The sequence below is a fragment of the Inquilinus sp. NPDC058860 genome (assembly GCF_042743185.1).
GTDB lineage: Bacteria > Pseudomonadota > Alphaproteobacteria > DSM-16000 > Inquilinaceae > Inquilinus.
The window spans coordinates 45591-63256 of record NZ_JBHYMS010000022.1; the positions used below are offsets into that span (position 1 = coordinate 45591).

At 69.7% G+C, this 17666-nt stretch carries 19 protein-coding genes and 1 pseudogene; 14 read left to right on the top strand and 6 right to left on the bottom strand.

Annotation, left to right across the window (positions count from 1 at the left end; all coding sequences use genetic code 11):
• The first annotated feature begins 5 nt into the window (after positions 1-5).
• The 5 genes from ACFW16_RS17040 to ACFW16_RS17060 are packed head-to-tail and all read left to right on the top strand — an operon-like array spanning position 6 to position 4124.
• Entirely contained in the window at positions 6-791 is a 786-nt protein-coding gene (locus ACFW16_RS17040; RefSeq protein WP_380307043.1) for an ATP-binding cassette domain-containing protein, read from the top strand.
• On the top strand, positions 788-1762 hold the full coding sequence (locus ACFW16_RS17045; protein WP_380307045.1) for an ABC transporter permease: 975 nt from the start codon (positions 788-790) through the stop codon (positions 1760-1762). The genes ACFW16_RS17040 and ACFW16_RS17045 overlap by 4 nt, the downstream gene beginning before the upstream one ends.
• Positions 1763-1779: 17 nt before the next feature.
• Entirely contained in the window at positions 1780-2787 is a 1008-nt protein-coding gene (gene iolG / locus ACFW16_RS17050) for an inositol 2-dehydrogenase (protein WP_380307047.1), read from the top strand.
• 11 nt (positions 2788-2798) lie between these two features.
• Positions 2799-3761: a sugar phosphate isomerase/epimerase family protein gene (locus ACFW16_RS17055; protein ID WP_380307049.1), complete on the top strand. Its 963-nt coding sequence runs from the start codon at positions 2799-2801 to the stop codon at positions 3759-3761.
• A gap of 60 nt (positions 3762-3821) precedes the next feature.
• Complete coding sequence (locus ACFW16_RS17060; RefSeq protein ID WP_380307051.1) at positions 3822-4124, top strand: helix-turn-helix domain-containing protein; 303 nt, start codon at positions 3822-3824, stop codon at positions 4122-4124.
• A 67-nt stretch (positions 4125-4191) separates the two neighbouring features.
• On the opposite strand, the gene rhmD is transcribed toward ACFW16_RS17060, so the two are convergent.
• From rhmD to ACFW16_RS17080, 4 genes and pseudogenes are all read right to left on the bottom strand, one after another.
• Entirely contained in the window at positions 4192-5382 is a 1191-nt protein-coding gene (gene rhmD, locus ACFW16_RS17065) for an L-rhamnonate dehydratase (protein ID WP_380307053.1), read from the bottom strand.
• A 28-nt stretch (positions 5383-5410) separates the two neighbouring features.
• Positions 5411-6166 (bottom strand): SDR family NAD(P)-dependent oxidoreductase, encoded by a 756-nt coding sequence (locus ACFW16_RS17070; RefSeq protein ID WP_380307055.1) that lies wholly within the window; start codon positions 6164-6166, stop codon positions 5411-5413.
• Between the two features lie 14 nt (positions 6167-6180).
• Complete coding sequence (locus ACFW16_RS17075) at positions 6181-6966, bottom strand: mandelate racemase/muconate lactonizing enzyme family protein (protein ID WP_380307057.1); 786 nt, start codon at positions 6964-6966, stop codon at positions 6181-6183.
• Between the two features lie 32 nt (positions 6967-6998).
• Positions 6999-7277 (bottom strand): annotated as a pseudogene (locus ACFW16_RS17080) (hypothetical protein); the annotation flags it as partial.
• A 147-nt stretch (positions 7278-7424) separates the two neighbouring features.
• Between ACFW16_RS17080 and ACFW16_RS17085 the strand changes: the two are divergent.
• Genes ACFW16_RS17085 through ACFW16_RS17120 form a run of 8 tightly spaced genes read left to right on the top strand, consistent with a single transcriptional unit; the run spans position 7425 to position 14798 of the window.
• Complete coding sequence (locus ACFW16_RS17085) at positions 7425-8615, top strand: sugar ABC transporter substrate-binding protein (protein ID WP_380307059.1); 1191 nt, start codon at positions 7425-7427, stop codon at positions 8613-8615.
• A 2-nt stretch (positions 8616-8617) separates the two neighbouring features.
• Positions 8618-10144: a sugar ABC transporter ATP-binding protein gene (locus ACFW16_RS17090; RefSeq protein WP_380307061.1), complete on the top strand. Its 1527-nt coding sequence runs from the start codon at positions 8618-8620 to the stop codon at positions 10142-10144.
• On the top strand, positions 10141-11127 hold the full coding sequence (locus ACFW16_RS17095) for an ABC transporter permease (RefSeq protein ID WP_380307063.1): 987 nt from the start codon (positions 10141-10143) through the stop codon (positions 11125-11127). Before ACFW16_RS17090 ends, ACFW16_RS17095 begins: the two co-directional genes overlap by 4 nt.
• Before the next feature lie 2 nt (positions 11128-11129).
• Positions 11130-11849 (top strand): FadR/GntR family transcriptional regulator, encoded by a 720-nt coding sequence (locus ACFW16_RS17100; protein WP_380307065.1) that lies wholly within the window; start codon positions 11130-11132, stop codon positions 11847-11849.
• On the top strand, positions 11846-12892 hold the full coding sequence (locus tag ACFW16_RS17105; protein WP_380307067.1) for a Gfo/Idh/MocA family protein: 1047 nt from the start codon (positions 11846-11848) through the stop codon (positions 12890-12892). The genes ACFW16_RS17100 and ACFW16_RS17105 overlap by 4 nt, the downstream gene beginning before the upstream one ends.
• Positions 12893-12894: 2 nt before the next feature.
• Positions 12895-13707 carry a sugar phosphate isomerase/epimerase family protein gene (locus ACFW16_RS17110; RefSeq protein ID WP_380307069.1) on the top strand — a complete coding sequence of 271 codons (813 nt, stop codon included), beginning with the start codon at positions 12895-12897 and terminating at the stop codon, positions 13705-13707.
• Complete coding sequence (locus ACFW16_RS17115) at positions 13704-14468, top strand: acetoacetate decarboxylase (RefSeq protein WP_380307071.1); 765 nt, start codon at positions 13704-13706, stop codon at positions 14466-14468. The genes ACFW16_RS17110 and ACFW16_RS17115 overlap by 4 nt, the downstream gene beginning before the upstream one ends.
• 15 nt (positions 14469-14483) lie before the next feature.
• Positions 14484-14798, top strand: a complete 315-nt coding sequence (locus tag ACFW16_RS17120; protein WP_380307073.1) for an L-rhamnose mutarotase — start codon at positions 14484-14486, stop codon at positions 14796-14798.
• A 95-nt stretch (positions 14799-14893) separates the two neighbouring features.
• Here ACFW16_RS17120 and ACFW16_RS17125 read toward each other — a convergent pair whose 3' ends face one another.
• Positions 14894-16387 (bottom strand): substrate-binding domain-containing protein, encoded by a 1494-nt coding sequence (locus tag ACFW16_RS17125; protein ID WP_380307075.1) that lies wholly within the window; start codon positions 16385-16387, stop codon positions 14894-14896.
• A gap of 38 nt (positions 16388-16425) precedes the next feature.
• Here ACFW16_RS17125 and ACFW16_RS17130 point away from each other — a divergent pair, with 38 nt between their 5' ends.
• Entirely contained in the window at positions 16426-16629 is a 204-nt protein-coding gene (locus tag ACFW16_RS17130) for a hypothetical protein (RefSeq protein ID WP_380307077.1), read from the top strand.
• Between the two features lie 120 nt (positions 16630-16749).
• Here the strand turns inward: ACFW16_RS17130 and ACFW16_RS17135 are convergent, their stop codons facing one another.
• Complete coding sequence (locus ACFW16_RS17135; RefSeq protein WP_380307079.1) at positions 16750-17610, bottom strand: calcium-binding protein; 861 nt, start codon at positions 17608-17610, stop codon at positions 16750-16752.
• Positions 17611-17666: the final 56 nt, after the last annotated feature.

A 17666-nucleotide genomic window follows, 5' to 3' on the forward strand; every position in this document is an offset into this window, starting at 1 on the left:
TGGCCATGCCGAGCGACACCCCCTTGATCGAGGTCCGCAACCTCAACCTGTTCTTCGGGGCCTTCCATGCGCTGAAGGACGTCTCGCTGTCCCTGCACGCCGGCGAGCTGGTCGGCCTGGTCGGCGACAACGGCGCCGGCAAGACCACGCTGATCCGCGTCCTTTCAGGCCTGCACAAGCCGTCCAGCGGCGAGGTCTATTTCGACGGGCGGCGAGTCGAGCGCTTCCACCCGAAGCTCGCGATCGAATTCGGGATGGAGACCATCCAGCAATCGGTCGGGCTCTGCGACAACCTGTCGATCGCCCGCAACTTCTATCTCGGCCGCGAGCCGGTGAAGCGCCGCTTCGGCATCCCGCTGCTCGACTTCGCCAAGATGCGCGAGGCCAGCACGCAGGTGATCCGCTCCTTCGGCCTGCGCGCGAACGTCTCGGCCGATGACGAGGTCGAGGTCCTGTCCGGCGGCGAGCGGCAGTCGATCAAGATCGGCCGGGCCGTGGCGTTCCGGAACCGGGTCGTGATCATGGACGAGCCGACCAACCACCTGTCGGTGCGCGAGCGCGAGCACGTCAACGACCTGGCGAAGCAGCTGCGCGACCAAGGGCTGCTGGTGATCTACATCACCCACGACATCTTCCAGGTCCACAAGCTGGCGGACCGGGTGATCATCATGGAGAACGGCACCAAGATCACCGATGTGCGCAAGCACGAGATGACCGCCGAGGCGCTGGAACAGGTGATCCGCGACGGCGGCCGGGTGGTCGAGGCCGAGAAGGCGAGGGCGATCGCATGAGCCTCTCCTTCCGCCGCCTGGCGCGCCGGCACGCCGAGATCGGCATCCTGCTGATCGCCGCCGCCCTGGTGATCGCCTTCGCCTCGACCTCCGGCGGGCGCTGGGCCAACAGCTACAACTTCGCCTCGATCGCCCAGGTCACCGCGACCCTGGCGATCATGTCGATCGGCGTGGCGCTGGTGATGTGCACCGGCGAGATCGATATCTCGGTCGGCTCGGTCTTCGGCTTCTCGGCGCTGATCTATCTCGGCACCTCGGCACATCTCGGCACGGTTCCGGCCGCCCTGCTCGGCATCGGCACCGGCGCTGCGATCGGCCTCATGAACGGCTTCCTGGTGACCTGGTTCCGGGCGCCGTCGCTGATCATCACGCTCAGCACGCTGATGATCTTCCGCGGCCTCTCGGTGGCGGTGACGGAGGGGTTCTCCTTCTCGGTGCCCTACGCGTCGCGCTCGGGCCTGCTGTACCAGATCCTCGGGGGCGGCAAGCTGCTCGGCGTCAACGTCGCCTTCTGGTGGCTGGCGCTGATCCTCGCCGTCGCATCGGTCTTCGTCTACGCCACGCCGCAGGGCAACCGGCTGCTGGCGGTCGGCGGATCGGCGGCGACCGCGCATTCCCGCGGCATCCGGGTCGACCGGGTCAAGGTCTCCGCCTTCATCCTGTCCGGCACGCTGGCCGCCCTGGCCGGGGTGCTGGAGGGCGGCAAGCTCGGCTTCGCCGATGGCGGGCTCGGGCAGCTGAGCGAGCTGCAGGCGATCGCCGCCTGCGTCCTCGGCGGCTGCGCCCTGGCCGGCGGCCGCGTCACCCTGATCGGCGTCGTCGCCGGCGCATTCACCCTGTCCTCGGTGCAGAGCTACTTGGTGGTGAACGGCGTCCGGCCCCAATGGTTCATCTTCCTGCTCGGCCTGATCGTCGTCGTCGCCGCCATGGGCGACCGCGCGTTGCGGGACTGGGCTTTGCGCGGCCGCTAGAGAGACAGAGAACAGCCATGACGAGAAGGCCTTACCAGATCGCGCTCTTCGGGGCCGGTCGGATCGGAACCGTGCATGCCCGCAGCGTCGCGGACCATCCCGAGACGCAGCTCCGCTACGTGATCGATCCGGCCGATGGAGCAGCGCGGGCACTGGCGCAGCGCCACGGCGCCGACCCGGCAGACGAGAGGACCGCGCTGGCCGATCCCGAGGTGACGGCGATCGTCGTCGCTTCCGCGACCGACACCCATGCGGAGCTGGTCGAGAAGGGGCTGAAGGCCGGCAAGGCGGTGTTCTGCGAGAAGCCGATCGACCTGTCGATCGACCGGGTGAATGCCTGCCTGCAAGCGGTCGAGGGCTGCGACCGGCCGCTGTTCCTCGCCTTCAACCGCCGGTTCGACCCCGGCGTCGCCGAGATGCGCCGCCGGATCTCGGCCGGGGCGATCGGCGATCTCGAGCTGGTGACGGTGGTGTCGAAGGATCCCGGCGCGCTGCCGATCGAATACCTCAAGGTCTCGGGCGGGATGTTCCGCGACATGACCATCCATGATTTCGACATGGTCCGGTTCATCCTCGGCGAGGAGCCGGTCTCGGTGACCGCGACGGCGGCCACCCTGACCGATCCGGCCATCGCCGCCGAGGGCGACATCGACACCGCCTGCGTCACGCTGCAATGCGCCAGCGGCCGGATCGCGGTGATCACCAACAGCCGGCGGGCCAGCTTCGGCTACGACCAGCGGGTCGAGGCGCACGGGTCGCTCGGCACGCTGCGCACCGAGAACGTGCCGCAGAGCATGCTGGTGCAGGAGCGCGAGGACGGGGTGCGGCGCGAGAAGCCGCAGTTCTTCTTCACCGAACGCTATGCCCAGTCCTATCGCGACGAATGGGCCCATTTCGTCCGCGTGCTGAACGGCGAGGAGGCGCCGTCGCCCTCGGGCGAGGACGGGCGCCGCGCGCTGCTGCTCGCCGAGGCCGCCTACCGCTCCCTGCATTCGGGTCGCCGCGTCGACCTGGCCACCTTCTGAGGACATCCGCCATGAAGATCGGTCTCGTTTCCGACTCGCTCGCCCATCTCGGCTTCGAGGAGATGCTGGACGCCGCCGCCGCGGCCGGCGTGCAGGGCGTCGAGGTGAACACCGGCAACTGGTCCCCGGCCCCGCATATCGACCTGCCGCTGCTGGTGCAGGATGCCGGGGCCCGGGCGCGGTTCCTCGCCGCTTTCGAGCGGCGCGGGCTGGAGCTGATCGCGCTGAACGCCAACGGCAACCAGCTGCACCCGGTGACCGGCGCGGCGCAGTCGCAGGTGCTGCACGACACCATCCGCCTCGCGGGCCTGATGGGCGTCAGGACCGTCTGCCTGATGTCGGGGCTGCCGGGCGGCGGGCCGGAGGATCGGACCCCGAACTGGATCGTCTCGTCCTGGCCGCCCGAGACCGGCGAGATCCTGGCCTGGCAGTGGCGCGAGAAGCTGCTGCCCTACTGGCGCGATCTGGCGGTGCTGGCGCGCGACCACGGGATCGAGAAGCTGTGCATCGAGCTGCATGGCGGCCAGCTCGTCTACAACGTCCCGTCGCTGCTGCGCCTGCGGCAGGAGATCGGGCCGATCGTCGGCGCCAATCTCGACCCCAGCCATCTGCTGTGGATGGGGGCGGACCCGATGGCCGCCGCCGACGCGCTCGGCGATGCCGTCCACCACGTCCATGCCAAGGACACCTGGCTCAACGCGGCGAAGCAGGCGACGACGAGCCTGCTGGAGAACGGCCCGCAAGGCGACGTGGCCGCCCGGTCCTGGAGCTACATCACCCTGGGCTACGGCCATGACGAGAGGTGGTGGCGCGAGTTCTGCTACCGGCTGCGGATGAACGGCTATGACGGCTGGCTGTCGATCGAGCACGAGGACGTGATGCTGTCGCGGCTGGAAGGCGTGCGCCGGTCGGTGCAACTGCTGAACGCGGTGGCGCCGGCCGAGCCGAGCGATTACGCCCCGCCGTCGATCTGAGGCCTGGACCGAAGGGGATGCACTGGCTCTGGCGCGCAGCCTCTGGACGGAAGCCGAGGGGTGTGGGACGTGGCGGGGAAAAGCGCAGAGCCGATCATCCTGTCCGATCGCGAGCGCGCCGTCCTCGATCGGATCGCCCGCCCCGGTGGTGGGCGGCAGGCGATGGCGCTTCGGGCCGGCATCGTCCTGCTGGCGGCGGAGGGGCTGAGCAACCGCTCGATCTCCGACCGGCTGCTGCTCGAGGAGCATTGCGTCGGCCGCTGGCGTCGGCGCTTTGCGCGCGAGGGAATCTGGGGGCTCTTTGACCGCCCCCGTTCGGGTGCGCCGCGGAAGAACCACGGTGAAGGCCGATATCGGCGATGATCGGTGCGCTTGCTCTGCGTTGAGCGGAGAGGCGGCAATGTGCGAGGTCACGCTCGACGGATGCGGCTCAAAGCCCGTCGGCGTCGAACCGCCTTAGCGGGGCGTCGAGGTTGAGCTCCAGCCCGAAGCCGGGGGCGTCGGAGACGTCCAGCCGGCCGTCCTGCGGCACCGGCTCGTTCCGGAACAGGCTGCCGAACACCGGCCGCACGCTGCGCCCGTCTGGGCTGTTCGCCACATATTCGCAGAACGGCGCGTTCGGCTGCGACATGACGTAGTGATAGCTGTAGGGGCCGCTGCCATGCGGCACCACCGGGATGTCGTAGGCGGCGGCATGGGCGGCGATGCGCAAGAGCTCGGTCAGGCCGCCGGCCCACATCACGTCCGGCTGCAGGATGTCGACCGTCCGCCCCTCGATCAGCCGGCGGAAGCCGTAGCGGGAATATTCGTGCTCGCCGGTGGTGAAGCGCGTGGCGGGCAGGGCCCGTTTCAGCAGGCCGTAGCCCTCGACATCGTCGGGGTGCAGCACCTCCTCCCACCAATGGATGCCGAGATCGGCGCAGGCGGTGGCCAGCTCGACCGTATAGGGCACGTCGAGCGCCATGTAGCAGTCGACCATCAGCGGGAAGTCCGGCCCGACGGCGGCGCGGTGCCCGGCCAGGAACTCCCGGTTCGCCCGCACCCCCTCGCGGCCGTCGGCGGGGCCGTGCGGCAGTGGCACCTTGCCGCCCCAGAAGCCCATGCGCTGGGCTTCCGCCGGCAATGGGCCGGTGCAGTAGAAGCTCAGCTCCGGCTTGGTCCGCCCGCCGATCAGCTTGTAGACCGGCTCCTGCCGGATCTTGCCCACCAGATCCCACAGCGCCAGGTCGACCACGCTGATGGTGGCCAGCGGCAGCCCCTTGCGGCCGTAGAACATGCTGGCGCGGAACATCTGGTCCCACAGCAGGTTCAGGTCGCGCGGGTCGGCGCCGATCAGGAAGCGCCGGAGATGCTTCTCGATCAGCCAGCAGGCCGGCGGGCCGCCGAAGCCGGTGGCGAAGCCGACGCGGCCCTGGTCGTCCTCGATCTCGACCAGGATCGAGCCGAGCACGTCGATGCCCCAGCTCAGCCGCGACGCCTTGTAGGGCGCATAGCCCGACATCGGGTTGGCGATCAGCGAGTCGATGATCCAGTGGCCGCCTTTCTGGCGATGATAGTCGCCGCCGTCCCCGGTGCCTTCGATCAGATATGTGCGGATATCGGCGATGCGCGGTGCGGTCATGATGGTGTCCGGAGGGTGGCGGGAACGGCTAGCGCATCAGCTGGCCGCCATTGACGTCGAGGGTGTGGCCGGTGACGTAGCCGGCCCAGTCGCTGGCCAGGAAGGCGACGCAGCGCGCCACCTCCTCCGGCGTCGCGGCGCGGCCGAGCGGGATGGTGGCGAGGAAGCGGGCCAGGGCGTCGGGGGCCACGCCGTCGCGCAGCATCGGCGTGTCGGCGGCGCCCGGCGACACGACGTTGACCGTGATCCCCTCCGGCGCCCAGGCGCGGGCGAAGGACTTGGCCAGCGCGATCACCCCGGCCTTGGTCGCGGCGTAGATGGCGGAGCCGACATAGCCGCCGGTGTGGGCGCCCTGGCTGGCGAACAGCACGATCCGGCCGTGTCCCTGCGGCGCCATCGCGGCATGGGCGGCGCGGCACAGATGGAACGGGGCGGCCAGGTTGACCCGCATCTGCCGGTCGATGGCGTCGTCGCCGACCTCGTCGATCGGCTGCCGGATCATCAGCGCCGCCGCGTTCACCAGGATGTCCAGCCGGCCATAGGCCTGGGCGGTGGTCTCGACCAGCTCGCGGCAGGCCGCCGGATCGGCCAGGTCGAACACCGCCGGCGCGATCCGGCCGTCCGCCCCTTGCCCCGCGGTCTCGGCCGCCCCGGCGGCGTCGCGGTCGGCGGCGGTGACGATGCAGCCAAGCCGGGCCAGCAGCAGCGCCGTCGCCCGGCCGATGCCGCTGGCCGCCCCGGTGACGATGGCGGCGCGGCCCTCGAGGCCCAGATCGTCGGTCATCTCCGCCCTCCCCGTCACAGCGGCAGCCGGTACTTGTCGATGCAGTCGGCGCGCGGCTCGACACCCAGGCCGGGACCCTCGGGCGGGCGCACCAGCCCGTCCCGGTGCCAGATCGGCGTGTCGACCAGCTCGTGCTGCATCGGGTTCTCCAACGGCTTCAGCTCGAACAGCCGCGCCGCCGGGCTGGCGACCGACAAATGCAGGCTGGCGGCGCTGGTCACCGCCGTGCTCCAGGCATGGGCGTTGACGGCGATGCGCGCCGCCTCGGCGAGGGCAGCCACCTTGCGGAAGCCGGTGATGCCCTCGGCCCGGGCGGGGTCGATGCCGAGCACGTCGACCAGCCCGGTGCGGATCAGCCGGGCATAGCCGGCCACGGTCCATTCCCGCTCCCCGGTGGCGATCTGGGTGGCGACGGCGGCGCGCAGCCGGGCTAGGCCGTCGAGGTCGTCGGGATGCAGCGGCTCCTCCACCCAGTCGATGGCGAAGGCCTCGAACCGGCGGATGGTGGCGATCGCGGTGGCGGCGTCCCAGCGCACGCCGTTGCCGATATCGATCATCAGCCGTGCGGCCGGGCCGGCGGCCTGGCGCACCGCGCGGACATAGTCGACATCGTGGTCGGGGTCCTGGCCGACCCGCGACAGGCCGCGCTTGCCGAAGCCCAGCTTGGCGCCCTTGAAGCCGCGGCCGATATGGCCCGCCACCTCGGCCGCACCCTCCTCGATCGTGGCGCGGTTGACATGCATGCTGGCGATCGCCGGCAGCGCCTCATGGACCCGGCCGCCTTGCCGCAGGAATCCCACACCGCCATGTCGATGCCGGCCAGCGCCATGGTGGCCAGGCCGCCCTCGCCGTACCACCAGGTGTGGCGCTTCAGCGCCTGCCACACCGCCTCGGGCTCCCGCACATCCATGCCTGCGACCACATCGGCCAGCCCGCCCTGGATCAGCGCGGCGACGGCACGGCAGGCCTCGGGCCACATGGCGATGCATTCGCCCCAGCCGGTCAGCCCACCCTCGGCCTCCAGCCGCAGCAGCACCGTGTGTCGGATATTGCCGTGGTCGTTCGGCTCCGGATAGCGCAGCACGATCGGGGTGATGCCCTGGATGCGCATTGGTCTCCTCCCACCGGCCGCTTCGGCGGCTCCTTCGTCCCGGTTCCGAACACCCTCTTGCCAGGGCGGCGGAACCGACACTACGATGCCTCAAAAGAATTGGCCTGTCCAATTTACCAGTGGACCGGAACTGAGGGGAGGAAAGGGATGATCCGCGCGCACCGCTTCCGGGGTTTCGCCATCGCCGCCGTTGCCCTGCTTGCCGCCGGCGCCACAGCCCGGGCCCAGGATTTCCACGGTTTCGATCCCGGCGCCTTCTCCGGCGCCATGCTGTCGGCCGACCAGCTCAAGGCCATGGTGGCCGACGCCAAGGCGGCGACGCCGCCGCGCAACGGCTCCGGCTACGTCATCGGCTTCGCCAACCTGCAGCGCGACATCTCCTTCGGGGTGAAGGTCGAGGGCGGGATCAAGGCCAATGCCGACGCCGCGGGGGTCGAGCTCGCCGTCGCCGACAACCGGCTGGACGGGCCGACCGCCCTGGCCAATGCCGAGAGCTTCGTCCGCCGCAACGCCGACTTCGTCATCGAATTCCAGACCGACGTGAATTTCGGACCGGCGGTGATGAACCAGTTCGACACCGCCGGCATCAAGGTGGCGGCGATCGACATCCCGATGCCGAACGCCACCTTCTTCGGCGCCAACAACCCGCGCTCCGGCTTCATGGGCGGGTCCTACCTGGCCCAGGCCGCGGTCGCGGAATACGGCGCCGACAAGGTGGCGCAGGGCTATCTGGTGGTCGGCGAGCTGCCGCAATCCGGCGCCATCCCGGCGATGCGCACCGGCGGCCAGGTCGCCGGCTTCCAGGCCGAGCTGCCGGACTTCCCGGCCGATCACATCCTCAAGATCGACACCAAGAACACGCTGCAGGAAAGCTTCCAGCAGATGAGCAACCTGATCGGCCGCATCCCCGCCGGGGTGCCGATCATGGTGACCGCGATCAACGACCAGGCGGCGACCGGCATGCTGCGCGCCGCGCAGCAGGCGGGGCGCGAGGCCGACACCATCGTCGTCGGCATGGGCGCGGACGAGACCGAGACCCTGGCGAAGGAGGCGCGCTTCGTCGCCTCGGTCGGCTACTTCCCGGAGCGCTATGGCAACTACCTGATCCCGATCGCCCTTGCCACCCTGGCCAACAAGCCCCTGCCGCCGGCGGTGCTGGTCAACCACGTCATGGTGACCAAGGCGAACATCTGCGAGTTCTACCCGGACGCTGCCTGCGCCAAGGACGCCAAGGTCCTGGACTACAAGTTCCCGCAGGAGGCCTTCGCCAAGCACCTCGCCGCCCTGCGCGGGCTGGAGGAGCTGAAGGGCTACGAGACCCTGATCCCGAAGGAGTGACGATGACCGCTCCTCGCTTGGAGATGCGCGGCATCCGCAAGGCCTTCGGCGGCGTCGACGTGCTGCGCGAGGTCGAGCTGACGGTCGCGGCGGGGGAGGTGCTGGCCCTCTTGGGCTCGAACGGCGCCGGCAAGTCGACGCTGGTCAAGATCCTGGCCGGCAGCTACGGCCGCGACGCCGGCACGGTGCGGCTGGACGGCGCCGAGGTCAGCTTCGACCAGCCGCGCCAGGCGGTGGCCGCCGGAGTACGGCTGCTGCCGCAGGAGATCTCGGTGATCCCGGACATGACCGTGGCCGAGAACATCTGCATCGGCGACCTGCCGATGCGCGCCGGCCCCGGCTTCCGGGTGGTCGACACGGCGGCGATGCGCCGCCGGGCGGAGGAGCTGCTGCAGCAGCTGGGCTATCCCGGCATCGACCCCGCCGCCCGGGTCAAGGGCCTGAGCGTGCCGGAGCAGCGGATCGTCGAGATCGCCCGGGCCCTGGCCGGCAAGGCCCGCGTCCTGATCATGGACGAGCCGACGGCGTCGCTGACCGAGCAGGAGGCGGCGACGCTGTTCGCCATCATCCGCCGGCTGAAGGCGCAGGGCGTCGCGGTGATCTACATCTCGCACTATTTGTCCGAGGTGTTCGAGGTGTCCGACCGCATCGCCGTGCTGCGCGACGGCCGCAACGCCGGCAGCTTCCGCACCCATGAGGCGACGCCGGCCGAGGTGCTGCGCGCCATGCTGGGCGGCGTGGTCGACGACCTGTATGGCGCCGGCCCCGCCGCACCGCCGGGCGAGGCCGTGCTTTCCGTCGAGGGGCTGCGGATCCCGGGGGAGATCGAGGATGTCGACCTGACCGTCCGGGCCGGCGAGATCGTCGGCCTGTTCGGCCTGGTCGGGTCCGGGGTCGAGACGCTCGGCCGGGCGCTGTACGGCGCGCTCGGGCCGGTCGCGGCGCGGCGGGTCGCGATCGGCGGCGCCCCTTATGCGCCGCGCCATCCGCAGGCCGGCAAGGCCGCCGGCATCGGCTTCATCGCGGCCGAGCGCAAGCGTGAGGGCATCGTCGCCGAGCTGACGGTGCGCGAGAACATCGCTTTGCCGTTCCTGGAGCGCTTCCGCGCCGGCCCGTTCATGGATGTGGCGGCGGAGCGGCGGCACGCCGAGGGCTGGATCGATCAGCTCGGCATCCGCACGCGGGGCAGCGAGCAGCGCCTGCGCACCCTGTCCGGCGGCAACCAGCAGAAGGTCTGCATCGCCCGCTGGCTGGTCGACGGCATGCGCCTGCTGATCCTGGAGGAGCCGACCCGGGGCGTCGATGTCGGCGCCCGGCGCGAGATCTATGCCGAGCTGCGGCGGCTGGCCGATGCCGGCCGGGCGATCCTGATCCTGTCCTCCGATGTCGAGGAGGTGGCGGGCCTGTGCGACCGCGCCATCGTGCTCGACCGCGGCCGGGCGGTGGCGGAATTTTCGCGCGGCCGCGAGCCGGCGGAGCTGATGGCTGCGGCCAGCGCGCCAACAGCGGAAGGGGAGCTGAGGGCATGACGACGATCGACACTCCCCGCCGCTCCCGGGGCTTTGCCCGCGGTGCGCTCGGCCGGTCCTGGTCCGGCGTGGTGGTGCTGCTGCTGTTCTACGTGGCGCTGCTGGTCGCCTTCTCGCTGCTGTCGCCCTGGTTCCTGTCCTTCAACAACATGATGAGCATCGGCTCCAACGTCGCCTTCATCGGGCTGATGGCGGCGACCGGCACGCCGCTGATCATCGCCGGCGGGCTCGACCTCTCGGTCGCCGCGGTGGCCGGGCTGACCGGGGTGGTGCTGGCCCTGCTGCACGGGGCTGGGCTCGACATCTGGGGGGCGGCCGTGGCGGCGGTGCTGTGCGGCGCCGCGATCGGCCTGGTCAACGGCATCTTCACCACCGGGCTGCGGCTGAACCCCCTGATCGTCACCCTGGCGACCATGAGCATCATCACCGGCAGCGCCCTGGTGATGACCGGCGGCCTGACCCGGCCGCTGATGGTGCCCGGCTTCAACTGGATCGGCAGCGGCCGGCTGTTCGGCATCCCGGTGCCGCTGATCCTGATGCTGCTGTGCTACGGCGTGCTCTGGGTGGTGCTGGCGAAGTCCCGCTTCGGCCGCTTCGTCTACGCCTCCGGCGGCAATCCGGAGGCGAGCCGCCTGGTCGGCGTGCCGGTGGCGCGCACCCAGATCACGCTCTATGTCCTGTCCGGCATCAGCGGCGCCGTCGCCGGGCTGGTGCTGGCGGCGATGCTGGGTGCGGCGGCGCCGGATGCGGCGGGCAAGCACCTGCTGACCGTGATCGCCGCCATCATCCTCGGCGGCACCAGCCTGTTCGGCGGCCGCGGCAGCGTCTGGGGCACCCTCCTGGCCGTGCTGATCCTGGGCACGCTGAACAACGGGCTGACCCTGCTCGACGTCTCCAGCTTCTGGCAGGACGTGACCCGCGGCATCGTGCTGCTGCTCGCCGTCAGCCTCGACCAGATCCGCAGCCGCGCGGCGGGAGACTGAAGATGGTCGCCGGCCTCGACACTGTCGCCCCGATCGAGCGCCAGTCGGTCGCCGAGCAGGTGGCGAAGAAGCTCATGGAGCTGGTGCGCACCGGCAGCCTGAAGCCGGGCGACCAGCTGCCGCCGGAGCGCGAGCTGGCGCAGATCCTGCAGGTCAGCCGGCCCAGCGTGCGCGAGGCGCTGCGCGGCCTGCAGATCCTCGGCGTGGTCAAGATGCGGCAGGGTGGCGGCGTCTATGTCACGGCGCTGGAGGCGTCGGATCTGCTGGCGCCGCTGCAATTCCTGCTGGAGCTGAATGCGCCGACGGTCGATGCGCTGCACGAGGCGCGGATCCTGGTCGAGGGCACCATCGCCGGGCTGGCGGCGGAGCGGATCGACGCCGCCTCGCGGACCCGGCTGCATGCGCTGCTGGCGGTGCAGCGCGGCCTGCTGCGCGACCCGGTCGGCTTCCGCGTCTCGGACATGGAGTTCCACCGCGTCATCTACACCGCCTCGGGCAACCCGTTCCTGGAGCGGGTCGGCGGCTCGTTCTTCGTGCTGGGCATGGAATACCGCCGCATCGCCTCGGAGACACCGGGCGTGCTGGAGCGCAGCTTCGCCGACCACGAGGCGATCCTGGCGGCGCTCGACGCCCGCGACGCCGTAGCAGCAAGTGAGGCGATGCGGCGCCACATGACCAGCGTCTACGAGACCACGCTGGCGGCGATGGAGAAGGTGCGATGAGCAGGAAGGCACGGATCGCCGTGGTCGGCGCCGGCTGGTGGGCGGCGCAGAACCACATCCCGGTGCTGCAGCGGAATCCCGATTGCGAGCTGGTCGGGGTGAACCGGCTGGGCACGGCGGATCTGGCGGCGCTGCAGCAGCGCTTTGCCATCCCGGAGGGTTCCGAGGATGCCCTCGAGCTTCTGGATCGGGTGAGGCCGGACGGGGTGGTGGTGGCCTCGCCGCATGTGCTGCACCACGAGCACGCCGCCGCGGCGCTCGACCGCGGCTGCCATGTGCTGGTGGAGAAGCCGCTGGCGACCCGCGCCGAGGACGCCCGGGATCTGGTCGCCCGGGCCCGCCGCACCGGCCGCGCCATCCTGGTGCCCTATGGCTGGAACTTCAGCCGCTGGGCGCGCGAGGCCCGGCGGCTGGTCGGGGCAGGGCAGATCGGCAGGGTCGAGCATGTCGTGCTGCAGATGGGCTCGGCGTTGGAGGACCTGTTCGCCGGCCAGCCGATGGCCGAGACCCATGGCCACATGTTCCGGCCGCCGCCGTCGACCTGGGCCGACCCGAAGCGCGCCGGCGGCTATGGCTGGGGCCAGCTGGTGCATGCGCTGGGCCTCTTGTTCCGCATCGCCGATCTGGCGCCGCGCGAGGTCTTCGCCATGACCGGGGCCTCGCCGGCCGGCGTCGACTATTACGACGCCGCCACGGTGCGGTTCGAGGGCGGCGCCACCGCCGCTTTGTCCGGCGCCTCCACCGTGCCGAAGCATCGCGGGCCGCATATCGACCTCAGGATCTACGGCTCCGAAGGCCTGCTGCTGCTCGACATCGAGCGCGAGCGGCTGGAGGTGCGGCGCCGCGACGGCCGCGACACCACCGTGCCGATGGCGCTGGGTGAGGGCGACTACGGCTGCGAACGGCCGGTCGATGTCTTCGTCGACCTCTGCCTCGGCCGCGATGTCGAGAACGACGCGCCGGGCGAGGTCGGCATGCGCGCGGTCGAGGTGCTCGATGCCATGTACCGCTCCGCCACCAGCGGCCACGTCGAGAGGGTGTGACCATGCAGCTTTCGCTCACCTCCTGGTCCCTGCGCGCCTGCTCGCTGCAGGAGGCGGCCGGCATCGCCCGGGCGCTCGGCATCGGTGCGCTCGACCTCGGCTATTTCTACGGCCCGGCCCTCGACAAGGCGGCGCTGCTGGCCGATCCGGACGGGATGGCGGAGACGGTGCGGGCGCTCGGCATCCATGTGCCGAGCTTCTACCACCTGTTCGGCGACAGCCTGTCCGACCGCAACCTGGCCGACCCGCGCCACCGCGACCGCAACATCGCGGATTTTCGCAAGGCGGTGCAGTTCTGCGCACGGGCCGGGATCGACACCATCTTCATCCTGCCCGGCGTGTGCAACCCGGGGCAGGGGCGGGCGCAGGCGCTGGCGGAATCGGCCCGCTCGCTCAACGCCCTGGTGCCGATCGCGCATGACGCGGGGGTGGTGCCGACGATCGAGCCGCATGTCCACTCCTTCCTCGAAACCCCGGCCCTGGTCGAGGAACTGCTGGGCCGGGTCCAGGGGCTGAGGCTGACGCTCGACTACGCCCATTTCGTCTGCCTCGGCTACCGGCAGGAGGAGATCGACCCGCTGGCCGGCCACGCCGCGCATGTCCATCTGCGCCAGGCCCGGCCCGGGGCGCTGCAGGCCAAGGGCTACGAGGGCACGATCAACATCGAGGCCCAGCTGGCCACCCTGCGCGATGCCGGCTTCAAGGGACATCTCGCGCTCGAATACGTGCATCAGGACTACATGGCGACGCTCTACGACGACGTGCTGACCGAGACGATCCGGATGCGCGACCAGGTGCGGGGGTGGCTGGCATGACCGGGCGCCGGCTGACGGTCGAGGAGATCCTGCAAAGCGGCTTCTCGACCCCCTGGGACGCGCCGATGGTGCCGCCCTTTCCGTTCAGCTTCCGCGACGTCGAGGTGCTGACGCTGACCTGGCGCACCGACCCGGAGGCGGTCGAGCGGCTGCTGCCGCCGCCGCTGGAACCGACCAGCGACGTGGTGCTGGCGCATATCTACCGGATGAACGACACCGACTGGCTCGGCCCCTATGGCGAGTCCAACATCATGGTCGGCTGCCGGCTGCCCGGGACCGGCGAGGCCGGGTCCTACTCGCCCTATCTGTTCCTGTCCTCCGACATCGGCGTCGCCCATGGCCGCGAGGTGCACGGCCAGCCGAAGAAATCCGGCATCCCGACCCTGGAGGCGCGCGGCGACGCCTGGGTCGGCACCGTCGCCCGCAACGGCATCGACGTGATCACCGGCACGCTGGCCTACAAGCAGCGGCGCGACCGGATCGAAAGCCTGGCCGCGCATTTCGACTTCGCCACCAACATCAACCTCAAGGCGATCGACCATATCGACGGCCGGCCGGCGATCCGCCAGCTCACCGCCCGCCGCCTGGCCGAGGTGGCGGTGCATGAATGCTGGAGCGGCCCCTGCACGGTCGAGCTGCGGCCCAACATCCAGGCGCCGGTCTACCGGTTGCCGGTCAGGGAGATGCTCGACGGCTTCTACTGGCGTGCCGATTTCACCTTGGCGCCCGGCCGCATCCTGCACGACTACCTCGCCGCCTGACGACGGAGACAGCGAATGACGCAGCACGCCTGGATCCTGGAGATCCGCCCCGGCTATGAGGAGGAGTACAAGCGCCGCCACGACGAGATCTGGCCGGAGATGGTGGCTGCGCTGCAGGCGGCCGGGATCCGCAACTACTCGATCTTCAAGCACGGCCTGACCCTGTTCGGCCATTTCGAGACCGACGACCTCGACCGCACCATCGCCGCCCTGCGGGACGACCCGGTGAACAGGCGCTGGGGCGAATACATGGCGCCGATCATGAAGGTCGAGATCGACAGCCGCACCGGCTTCCCCTTCCTGCTGCCGCTGCAGTGGCACATGGACTGAGGTTCGCCTCGACGAAAAAACCCGCCCCCGTTTGCAGGGGACGGGCCGGGAAGACCGGGGCCGGACCGAAGTCCAGCCCCGCAGGATCAGGTGTATTACGTGCCGGACGCGATGGTGCAGGTGCCGGAGATCGGACCGGTCCGCATGCCGCGAGAGGCGTTGTTGATCCAGTTCCAGACCGCGTCGCTCTGCGTCTGGGTGAGCGCGACGAAGCCGTTATCCTCCGCGAGCTCGTCGGCCTCGGCGCGGGTGATCGTCGCGTGATGGCCGGTGATCCAGGAGACGAACTCCTTGATCACAGCGGTCTCGTTCGCCGGGAAGTAGCAGGTGTAGAAGTCGAGCATGGTGAAGCCGACCATCGGGTAGGCGGACGTGCCCGTCGGATTACGCAGCGCCGCGCTGTCGAGCGCAGTGCTCCAGGCGGAAGCGGTCTGGCCGGCAACGGTGGCGGGCGGCGCCGTGAAGCTCACGATGCCGGCCCGGGTGTTGGTGATCGACGGCTGGGCCCCCGTGTGAGTGGCAGAGGCGAACCTGGCCTGATTCTGCAGGACGGCCACCTGCGGGTTCGCGACGGCGGCATGCGTCACCGGGTCTTCCAGCGGCACCGGATTCGCGATCATGAGGGTGAAGTCCGGGCTGACGTAGCCGATGGCGCCGACCGTCTGGGAGACGACGCGGGCGACACCCTCGCTGCCAGCGGCCGAGACGAAGGTGCCCGTGGTCGGCCAGGTCACGGTGGTGGCGGCGCCGCCGGTCCAGTCGGCGAGGTTGCCGGCAGCAGTGCCGGTGTGGTTGTTGTTGCTGGAGGCACCGTCGAACCCGCCGTTGCAGACCTGCTCCAGATGGCGCGAGAGCAGGAAGGTCGTGCCGCTGCTGTCGGAACGGCGAACGACCGTGATCGGCCGGTTGGCGTGGTACTGCACGCCGTTGTTGTCCTGGGTCAGGACCGGGTCGTTCCAGTTGGTGATGGTGCCGGTGAAGATGCCGCAATAGGCCTTGCGCGACAGATAGACGCCGGAGGCGCCGCCGGCCGGATCCGCCCGGCTGATGGTGAGGCCGGTGGTGTTGACCGGGATCGTGACCGGGGTGCCGACGCTCGGGACCTGGATGGCCGGGCCGCGGGCGGCCAGCGCGCCGGTCGTGGTGTTGGCGTAACCGCCGGTCCCGGTGCCGAGATTCGCGGCGGTCAGCGTCCCGTCACTGCCCGAGAAATCCCAGAAGTTGGGGCCCGTGCCGTAGCCGGTGGTGCCCTCGGCGTAGGGGATGCTGGCGGTCTCGTACGGCGTGCTGCTCGGCGTGGCGGTCACCGAGGTCTGGCCGATCAGAGCGTTGACGCCGGCGCCGCTGCCCACCGGGGCGTAGGCGATGACATCCGCGCCGTCGGCCGGATAGCCCTTGGCCGCGGTGCAGGTCGCGGGGCGCGGGCCCACCAGCGGGGCGTAGAAGCAGTCGAACCACTGGCGGTAGAGCTGGAACGGCAGGGTCGCGCCGCCGGAGTAGATGGTCTCGGCCGAGGCCGGGGCGGCGGCAAGGAACATGCCGCCCGCGACGAGCGCGAGCAGGCTGCAAGACTTCAGACGGATAGACAAGAGTCGTCTCCTTCCTGACGTGTGGACGAGTCAAGGCTATGGCCGCCGGAACGGCGGTCACGCCGAAGGGAAAGGGACGAAGCCCGGCTCAGACCCATCCCCCTTCCGATTTCTTCCGTTCTGGAAGATCAAAGGTGGGTTATGACCAAAAAGGCTTTCTCCCCTCTTCCGAAGAGATAATCGCAGATGTTTCTGATGAATCGATTATTGATTCATTTAATATTCGTGAACTTCAATATTGAAACAATTTGGGATAAATATTGAATCTGTACATAAATTAAAACTTGTCGAGACGGGGCATGGATATTCGCGCTCCCGTCTCGACAGAACTGAAGGTCTTTATCAGAAGAACTGAGATCTCGTTAGAGAACGAAGTCGCCGGCGACCAGGGTCAGCGACTCGATCCCGTGCACCTCGATCACGAAATCCGCAGTGCGGTCGCCGTTCACATCCGCCTGGACCAGCACCGTCGCGGCATCGACCTGTTCGGCCCGCAACTGCCCGGCATGGCCCGAGAAGGCGTCGGCGCCGATGAAGGCGAAGGTCTGGTTGCCGCCCTTCGTGGTGTTGGCGTCGATGCACGACAGGTCGATGAGGTCGTGGTCCGCCGAGGTGAAGTCGGTCACGACGTCGGGCAGGGCCGGCGCGCTCTCCGAGGTGCTGGTGAAGGCGAAGACGTCCGCGCCGGCGCCGCCGGTGATGGTGTCGAACCCGGCGCCGCCGCTGAGGACGTCGTCGCCGTCGCCCCCGTCGATCTGGTCGTCATCGTTGCCCGCGGCGATCATGTCGTTGCCGTCCTCGCCGAGCAGCAAATCGGCGCCGGCGCCGCCGATCACGACATCGTTGCCGGAATTGGCGGTGATGATGTCGCCGCCATCGTTGCCGATCAGCAGGTCGTCGTTTCCGCCGGCGCTGATGAAATCGTCGCCCGCGCCGCCGTCGGCCGTGTTGGAACCGTCGCCGGTGTTGATCGTGTCGTCCCCGGCGCCGCCAAGCAGGATATCGTCACCCGCGTTGCCATAGATCGTGTCGTTGCCGGCGTTACCCTGCACGAGATCATTGCCGTTCCCGGCAGTGATCTGATCGTCGCCGTCGCCCGCCGTCACCAAGTCGTTGCCATCCCCGGCAACGATCTCGTCATTGCCTGCGAGGCCGTTGATGAAATCGCTGCCCGTGGTGCCGGCCAGGACGTCGTCACCCGTGGTTCCAGTGATCAAGCTCATGATTTTTCCCCCGGTTGAGGTTTGGAGTGTGCCTGCCGGGACGACCCCGACGGTCT

What these genes read in the sequence shown, in the direction of transcription:
- ACFW16_RS17040 (WP_380307043.1), top strand. Translation starts at nt 6, where the DNA reads ATGCCGAGCGACACCCCCTTGATCGAGGTCCGCAACCTCAACCTGTTC.
- ACFW16_RS17045 (WP_380307045.1), top strand. Translation starts at nt 788, where the DNA reads ATGAGCCTCTCCTTCCGCCGCCTGGCGCGCCGGCACGCCGAGATCGGC.
- iolG (WP_380307047.1), top strand. Translation starts at nt 1,780, where the DNA reads ATGACGAGAAGGCCTTACCAGATCGCGCTCTTCGGGGCCGGTCGGATC.
- ACFW16_RS17055 (WP_380307049.1), top strand. Translation starts at nt 2,799, where the DNA reads ATGAAGATCGGTCTCGTTTCCGACTCGCTCGCCCATCTCGGCTTCGAG.
- rhmD (WP_380307053.1), bottom strand. Translation starts at nt 5,382, where the DNA reads ATGACCGCACCGCGCATCGCCGATATCCGCACATATCTGATCGAAGGC.
- ACFW16_RS17070 (WP_380307055.1), bottom strand. Translation starts at nt 6,166, where the DNA reads ATGACCGACGATCTGGGCCTCGAGGGCCGCGCCGCCATCGTCACCGGG.
- ACFW16_RS17085 (WP_380307059.1), top strand. Translation starts at nt 7,425, where the DNA reads ATGATCCGCGCGCACCGCTTCCGGGGTTTCGCCATCGCCGCCGTTGCC.
- ACFW16_RS17090 (WP_380307061.1), top strand. Translation starts at nt 8,618, where the DNA reads ATGACCGCTCCTCGCTTGGAGATGCGCGGCATCCGCAAGGCCTTCGGC.
- ACFW16_RS17095 (WP_380307063.1), top strand. Translation starts at nt 10,141, where the DNA reads ATGACGACGATCGACACTCCCCGCCGCTCCCGGGGCTTTGCCCGCGGT.
- ACFW16_RS17100 (WP_380307065.1), top strand. Translation starts at nt 11,130, where the DNA reads ATGGTCGCCGGCCTCGACACTGTCGCCCCGATCGAGCGCCAGTCGGTC.
- ACFW16_RS17105 (WP_380307067.1), top strand. Translation starts at nt 11,846, where the DNA reads ATGAGCAGGAAGGCACGGATCGCCGTGGTCGGCGCCGGCTGGTGGGCG.
- ACFW16_RS17110 (WP_380307069.1), top strand. Translation starts at nt 12,895, where the DNA reads ATGCAGCTTTCGCTCACCTCCTGGTCCCTGCGCGCCTGCTCGCTGCAG.
- ACFW16_RS17115 (WP_380307071.1), top strand. Translation starts at nt 13,704, where the DNA reads ATGACCGGGCGCCGGCTGACGGTCGAGGAGATCCTGCAAAGCGGCTTC.
- ACFW16_RS17120 (WP_380307073.1), top strand. Translation starts at nt 14,484, where the DNA reads ATGACGCAGCACGCCTGGATCCTGGAGATCCGCCCCGGCTATGAGGAG.
- ACFW16_RS17130 (WP_380307077.1), top strand. Translation starts at nt 16,426, where the DNA reads ATGGCCGCCGGAACGGCGGTCACGCCGAAGGGAAAGGGACGAAGCCCG.
- ACFW16_RS17135 (WP_380307079.1), bottom strand. Translation starts at nt 17,610, where the DNA reads ATGAGCTTGATCACTGGAACCACGGGTGACGACGTCCTGGCCGGCACC.